General features: G+C 69.4%; 7 protein-coding genes. 3 read left to right on the top strand and 4 right to left on the bottom strand.

Annotated features, from left to right (window positions below; genetic code table 11):
- Window positions 1–141: 141 nt before the first annotated feature.
- The 4 genes from J2Y49_RS23940 to J2Y49_RS23925 form a co-directional block, all read right to left on the bottom strand.
- On the bottom strand, window positions 142–573 hold the full coding sequence (locus J2Y49_RS23940) for a DUF1489 domain-containing protein (RefSeq protein WP_310117481.1): 432 nt from the start codon (window positions 571–573) through the stop codon (window positions 142–144).
- 76 nt (window positions 574–649) lie between these two features.
- Window positions 650–1,654, bottom strand: coding sequence for an ion channel (locus J2Y49_RS23935; RefSeq protein WP_310117480.1), 1,005 nt, complete (start codon window positions 1,652–1,654; stop codon window positions 650–652).
- Window positions 1,655–1,791: 137 nt separating this feature from the next.
- Window positions 1,792–2,406, bottom strand: coding sequence for a 2-hydroxychromene-2-carboxylate isomerase (locus J2Y49_RS23930; protein WP_310117479.1), 615 nt, complete (start codon window positions 2,404–2,406; stop codon window positions 1,792–1,794).
- Between the two features lie 102 nt (window positions 2,407–2,508).
- Window positions 2,509–3,222 carry a response regulator gene (locus J2Y49_RS23925; RefSeq protein ID WP_194914381.1) on the bottom strand — a complete coding sequence of 238 codons (714 nt, stop codon included), beginning with the start codon at window positions 3,220–3,222 and terminating at the stop codon, window positions 2,509–2,511.
- Window positions 3,223–3,472: 250 nt separating this feature from the next.
- Here J2Y49_RS23925 and J2Y49_RS23920 point away from each other — a divergent pair, with 250 nt between their 5' ends.
- The 3 genes from J2Y49_RS23920 (at window position 3,473) to J2Y49_RS23910 (ending at window position 6,217) form a co-directional block, all read left to right on the top strand.
- On the top strand, window positions 3,473–3,658 hold the full coding sequence (locus tag J2Y49_RS23920; protein ID WP_149227850.1) for a hypothetical protein: 186 nt from the start codon (window positions 3,473–3,475) through the stop codon (window positions 3,656–3,658).
- Between the two features lie 22 nt (window positions 3,659–3,680).
- Window positions 3,681–3,920 (top strand): hypothetical protein, encoded by a 240-nt coding sequence (locus tag J2Y49_RS23915; RefSeq protein WP_310117477.1) that lies wholly within the window; start codon window positions 3,681–3,683, stop codon window positions 3,918–3,920.
- 110 nt (window positions 3,921–4,030) lie between these two features.
- Window positions 4,031–6,217, top strand: a complete 2,187-nt coding sequence (locus tag J2Y49_RS23910; protein WP_310117476.1) for a hypothetical protein — start codon at window positions 4,031–4,033, stop codon at window positions 6,215–6,217.
- Window positions 6,218–6,377: the final 160 nt, after the last annotated feature.

Raw genomic sequence — 6,377 nt, 5'->3', positions numbered from 1 at the left:
CCGTTTCTGCCGCCAGCGCCGCGCTTCGTTCAGCGCCCCGCCGTCGGTGGACCGGGTTATAGGCGCCCTCCCCCAAAACTGGCAAGCGGTTTTTTGCCGATCATTGCACTTTTATGTTGGATGCCCGGACGGATGGTTCCGTCAGAGCAGGCCGAGCGCCCGCAACTCCGCAGCCATGTCGGCCGGCAGTTCGTCCCCTGCCCCGCCCGCCGCGGACAGATCCTGGGGAGCCGCCTCCGCCGTCAGATAGCGCCAGCCCTGGAATGGGCGGTGCGCGGTCGGCACCGTCGGAACACGGTCGGCGGCGAGCTGCAGGGTGCAGTAGCTCTCCCCCTCCTCATCAGTGTCGGTGTCGATGGCGAGAATCGGCTGGCGGACCAGCACGCTTCCCTTGATCACCCAGTAGATCGAACCGCCGGCCAGCAGCTCGTCGCCGCGCTTGGGCAAGCGGCGGGTGTAGACGGGGATGCGGGTCTCGCCGCCGTCGGTGAGAGCGGCGCGGCGGTCCTGAAGCTCCGCCAGATGCTCCAGGTCGCGGACACCGACGGCGAGCTTGATGAGGTGGAGAGGCATGAAGGCTGTGACGTCTCTGACGTGAAGGACGGAAGAGCCCTTAACATAGCGCGCTATGCGCGATTGTCGCCCGCCTTCAGAGCGGGTCGTTGCGGTCCTGGCGTCCGACCGGCCGGGCATGGCCGATGATGGCGCTGAAGCCGAACAGCAGCAGCAGGACGCCCATGATGATCTCGACACCGCAGATCAGGCGCACCGGCCCGGACACCGGATGGATGTCGCCATAGCCGACGGTGGCGAAGGTCACGATGGAAAAATAGATGCCCTCGGCGAAGCTGATGTCGCGCCGGACACCCTCGATCACGAAGTTCGGCTCCGCCATGAAGCGGTCCATGATGGTGTAGATGGCACCGAACAGGATGATGCAGAGCGAATAGAAGGTCAGAAAGGCGAAGGCCGGCAGAACCAAGCGGGCCGATTGCTGGAAGAACCCTTCGAACAGCAGGCCGGCGTCGAGCAGGAAGATCGCGATGTCCCGCGACACCAGCGCGACGATGGCGGCGATGGCCGACATGGCCAGCAGGAAGACGGCGCCGACCGCCTGCGCCTCCATGTCCTGTGCCGGCACCAGGAAGGTCAGGGCGCCGATTCCCCACACCGGCGCCATCCACAGGAAGATGCGGTCAAAATGCCCGCCCTCCCGCAGGCGCCGCGACATCACGATCCGCCGGATATCCTCTGCCCGCCACCAGGCGCCGCCCAGGAAGGCGATCAGCGGCAGCACGAAGGCGATGCCCTGGGCCAACGGGTTGATGTTGTGGAAATTGCTTTCCAGGAAGAAGACGAAGATGCAGGCATAGACGCCGATGAAATTGGTCAGCGCCAGCGTGAAGAACTGGCTGCCCGGAAACAGGTAGTGGAAGGCGCCGACCACCAGGCCGACCGACCCCAGCAGGACGAAGGTCAGGTTGCCCGAGACCGAGCGGATCGACAGCGCGATCAGGCCCAGCAGCAATGCCGTCAGCAACGCGCCGCCCAGCCAGGACTTGGACGCGCCCCGGCCGCCATGGGAACCGGTGGGAGGCGCCGCGGAAGACGGGTTGGCCGTCCGGGGACGGCGGTCGGGAACGATCTGGTCCATGGAGCGGCAAACCGGAACTGGAGCTGGCGCCGTCGCCGACGCCACGACGAAAGTCTTACTCCACCGTTATAGCGGTTCGCCCGCCCCAACCGTCAGTGTTTTCCGCAGCTGCGACAAGGTGCGAAGCCTTGCCAGGGTCACCAGCCGCCGGTGGCGAGCCAGCGCTCGACCATGTCTAGACGGTCCCAGCCCCAGAAGGGCTCCCCGTCGACGATGACGAAGGGGGAGCCGAAGACGCCGCGCTCCACCGCATCGTCGGTTTCCATGCGCAGCCGGTCCTTGACCATCGGGTCCTGCAGCGCCGCCGTCACCGCCGCCCGGTCGATGCCCAGGCTGCCGAGTGTCCGGCCGGCGATCTCCGCCACCGTTTCGGCCGGGCCGATGTCGCGCCCTTCCGCGAAATGCGCATGATAAAGCGCGCGGGCCAGAAGCTTCGCCTGCTCGGGATGTTCGTCGGTCAGCCAGTAGAAGGCGCGCGAGGCGGCGACACCATTGACCGGCGCCGAGTCGGGGAAGGTGAAGGGCGCGCCGGTCAGCCGGGCGATGCGGCCGACGTCATGGGTCAGATATTCGCCGCGCAACGGCTGCTGCAGGTTCGGCTTCATGCCCGTCACCTTGAAGATGGCGCCAAGCAGGACCGGGCGCCAGGTGACGGCGCGGCCATGCTTCGCCGCCAGCTCGTCGATGCGCAGGCTGGCGAAATAGCCGTAGGGCGAGGCGAAGTCGAAATAGAAATCGATGGGATCCGGCACGCGCGTTTCCTCTCCGTTGACTGTTTTGGAAAGGCTAACGCTGGTGCGCGACAGCGTCCAGGGGTGCGTCCGGAGGATGCGCGCCCCCGGCTGCGGGACAGGTCAGACCGTGCGCACCTTGGCGTCGAAAACGTAGCCGGCGCCGCGTTCGGTCTTGATGATGCGGGGTTCCTTCGGGTTCGCCTCGATCTTGCGGCGCAGTCGCAGGATCAGCACGTCGATGGAGCGGTCGAACACCTCCGCCCCGTCGACGCGGGTGAGGTCGAGCAGCTGGTCGCGGGTCAGCACCCGTTGCGGCCGCTTCACGAAGGCGGCAAGCAGGCCGAACTCCGCCTTGGTCAGCTCCACCTCGCGCCCCTCCTGCCCGCGCAGGCGCTGGGCGGTGAGGTCGAGTTCCCAGTTGGCGAACTGCACGACGGCACGCAGTTCATCCGGGTTGCGCGGCGGGCGCGCGTCGTTGGAAACGCGGCGCAGCACCGCCTTGATGCGGGCCAGCAGCTCGCGCGGGTTGAAGGGTTTGGTCAGGTAGTCGTCGGCGCCCAGCTCCAGCCCGACGATGCGGTCGACATCCTGGTCCTTGGACGACAGGATGATGACGGGGATCTGCGATTCGGTGCGAATCTGACGGACGAGGCCCAGTCCGTCGCCATCGGGCAGGCGCAGGTCGCAGACCACGAGGTCGACAGGATCGCCGTCCAGGGCCTGCTTGGCCGAAGCGGTGTCGTGCGCCGTGGTGACCCGGTAGCCTTCCCCCGCCAGATATGAGGCCAAAAGCTCCCGAATCGGCTCATCGTCGTCGACCGCGAGAATGTGCATGCCTGTTACCTCCCCAAACCTTCTTATCTCACGCGCGAGCGCCACGCAATGCGTTACAACCCCGTAACGGCTGCGACTGCCCGGCCCTCCGCATGAGTTGGTTGAAATCGCGTTCTGCACCGGCGACACAAAATCACCCCTTCACGGACATTAACCAGAAACACGCTGCGGTTTAAATGCCGACCATCGAACAGGGGACGGCCGCCCGCCGGAGGGGGCCGGACCAATGCCGTGATGGGGAAGCACCGCCATGTCGAACGTCGATCATTGCCTGGAGCGTCTGGCCCTGCTCGACCGCGCCGATCGCCTGCTGAACGAGGTGCGGGTCTATGGACAGCACGGGTCGATCCGCGAAACGCTGGCGCAGCACCGTCTGCTGCTGGGCGAGGCGAGGCGCCACCTCGACTCGGCGCGCTCGGTCGGCCGGTTCGGCTGACGGACGGCGAGAGAGCGCGACCATGCCCGGCCGCAACGCCCCGGCGCCGCTGGCGCCGCCCCAGCGCGCCCCGTCCCACACCGCCAGGACGGCACGGCGCCTGCCCGCCGACGGCAACCGCCGTCCGGCGCAGGAGCGTTGCGCCCACCATCCAGCCCATCATACGCCCTGCGCACCGGCCGCCCTGCCCCGCCCGGTCCCGGCGGCTCCCGCACCGCTGTGGCACATGATGATGGAGCGCTGGCTGGCGGCCACGCCCTGACGGACCCCAGCGCCCGGCACCCGGTCGCCGGACTGCGACGCTCTCCCTATTCCCGCCCGATTTCACGCCTAAGCCGGTGATCGGGAGTCACAGAAACGGAGAGACCCATCATGACCCGCGCCATCCTTCTCGCCTCCACCGCCCTGCTGATGGCGGCACCGGGCGCCCTGGCGGCGACCGGAACGGCCGATGGACCGGGGGGCAACGGACCGGGGAGTGGGCAGCTGGCGCTGACGCGGGTCCTGCTGTCCACCGGCGGTGTCGGTTACTTCGAATATGAGGCGACGGTGACCGGCGACGCCGATCTGTCGCTGGAGGTGCGGCGCGATCAGGTCGACGACGTGCTCAAGAGCATCGTGGTCTATGACGACAAGGGTGGCGTCGGCACCATCGGCCTGCCCGGGGCGGAGCCGCTGGACACCGCCTTTCGCGAGTTGCCCTTCTCGCCCGGCGACCTGACCTCCCCCGCGGCGCTGCTGAGTGCCATGCAGGGGGCGGAGGTGACGGCCGGCGGGTCCCGCCAGTTGACCGGCCGGCTGATGTCGGTGACCGAGGAGACGGTGCGGCTGTCCGGCAATGACGGTGCCACCGCCACGCGGCACAGGGTGACGCTGATGACCGCCGACGGCTTGCGCCAGCTGGTGCTGGAGGAGGCCGACACGCTGCGCTTCACCGATCCGGCGGTGCAGGCCCAGATCGACAAGGCGCTGGTGGCGGTGGCGGAGAATGCCCGGCGCGAACGGCGGCGGCTGACCGTGCACAGCAACGCGCCCCGTGATCCCCAGGCGGCGGGCGAGCGCCGGGTCCGCGTCGGCTATGTCGCGGCGACCCCGCTGTGGAAGGCGACCTACCGGCTCAGCCTGGGCACGGACGGCGCTGCTGCACAGAACGGGCAGGCCTCTGATGGAAAGGCCCAGGATGGGAAGGGCGCGCTGCAGGGCTGGGCGGTGCTGGAGAATCTCAGCGGCGAGGACTGGCGCGGCGTCGACCTGACGGTGGTGTCGGGCAACCCGGTCACCCTGCGCCAAGCGCTCTACACGCCTTATTTCGTCGAGCGGCCGGAAGTGCCGGTGGAGGTTCTCGGCCGGGTGCTGCCCAGCGCCGACGAGGGCACGGTGACTCTGGATGATACGCGCGCGGCGATGCGTCCGCAGGCGGAGTCTTCGCGCGCCGCCCCGCCGCCGGCCGCCGCCATGGCCGCTCCCGCCCCGGCTCCGATGGCCGAGCCGCTGGCGAAAACCGCGCCCTATGGCTCCGCCGCCGGGACGCCGGCCGTCGCCGCGGTCCGCAGTGCCGAGACCGGTGCCGCCGAGGGCGCCCAGGTGCTGTTCCGTTACCCGCAGCCGGTCAGCGTGCCGAACGGCGGGACCCTGATGATGCCGATCGCCGCGCGCGCGCTGCCGGTGGAGCGGGTGGCGCTCTACCAGCCCGCCAGCGATGGCCGCCACCCGCTGGCCTCGCTGCGGCTGCGCAACGACGGCGACACCGCGCTGCCGCCGGGGCTGCTGACCTTCTACGACCGCACTTCGAAGAGCGACGGCGCCGCTACCGCAACCAGCGCTTATGTCGGCGATGCCCGCATGGCGACGCTGCCGGCGGGCGACAGCCGGCTGCTGTCCTTCGCCGTCGATCAGGCGGTGACCATCGACCGTGAGGAGAAGCCCAGCCGCCGGCTGTCCCGCGCCAGCATCGCCGACGGCGTGCTGACCCTGTCGGTGACCGACCGGCAGAGCACCACCTACACCGTTGCCGGCGCTCCCGACGGCGACCGCAACCTGATCATCGAGCATCCGCGCCGCGCCGGCTGGGAGCTTGCCGAGCCGGCGGGCAACAAGCCCGACGCGACGGCCGCCGCCTACCGCCTGCCGCTGGCGGTGCCGGCCGGCAAGACGGTGACGCTGACCGCCACGCTGGAACGGCCGCGGCAGGAGCGAATCGTGCTGACCGACCTGACGGCCGACCAGATCGCCGCCCGCGCCGACGCGGCCGAACTGCCCGCGGAGGTGCGTCAGGCGCTGACCACGCTGGCCGGCCTGCGCGCCGCCGTCGCCGAGAAGGAGCGCCGCATCGCCGAGCTGGAGCGCGACCGGGCGGAGCGCATCGCCGACCAGGACCGCCTGCGTGAGAACCTGAAGGCCCTGCCCGCCGGCAGCGACCTGCACAAGCGCACGCTGGCGAAGATGGCGGAGGCCGAAAACCGCCTCGACGCGCTGGCCCGCGACCTGACGACCGCCCGCGGCGAAGCGGAAGCCGCCCGTCAGACCCTGCGCGAGCGGGTGAAGGCGCTGGCGATCTGAGGACGGCGATCGGCGCCTTCGGTTCGGGGCCAGGGAGCTTTCAAAGCCATGCCACGGCCCTCGCCGGTCCTCATCGAGGGCCGTGGCATGCGGTCGTCCGACCCGATGGGCCGGGCGCCGATTCTGCTTGTGGGGCCAGCGAAACATTGGCATAAGGCAA

This window comes from Azospirillum sp. BE72, from assembly GCF_031455875.1.
Classification (GTDB): Bacteria; Pseudomonadota; Alphaproteobacteria; order Azospirillales; family Azospirillaceae; genus Azospirillum.
The sequence above is the reverse complement of the archived record's forward strand: the minus strand, read 5'-3'. Positions and strand labels throughout refer to the sequence as shown.

What these genes read in the sequence shown, in the direction of transcription:
- J2Y49_RS23940 (WP_310117481.1), bottom strand. Translation starts at nt 573, where the DNA reads ATGCCTCTCCACCTCATCAAGCTCGCCGTCGGTGTCCGCGACCTGGAG.
- J2Y49_RS23935 (WP_310117480.1), bottom strand. Translation starts at nt 1,654, where the DNA reads ATGGACCAGATCGTTCCCGACCGCCGTCCCCGGACGGCCAACCCGTCT.
- J2Y49_RS23925 (WP_194914381.1), bottom strand. Translation starts at nt 3,222, where the DNA reads ATGCACATTCTCGCGGTCGACGACGATGAGCCGATTCGGGAGCTTTTG.
- J2Y49_RS23920 (WP_149227850.1), top strand. Translation starts at nt 3,473, where the DNA reads ATGTCGAACGTCGATCATTGCCTGGAGCGTCTGGCCCTGCTCGACCGC.
- J2Y49_RS23915 (WP_310117477.1), top strand. Translation starts at nt 3,681, where the DNA reads ATGCCCGGCCGCAACGCCCCGGCGCCGCTGGCGCCGCCCCAGCGCGCC.
- J2Y49_RS23910 (WP_310117476.1), top strand. Translation starts at nt 4,031, where the DNA reads ATGACCCGCGCCATCCTTCTCGCCTCCACCGCCCTGCTGATGGCGGCA.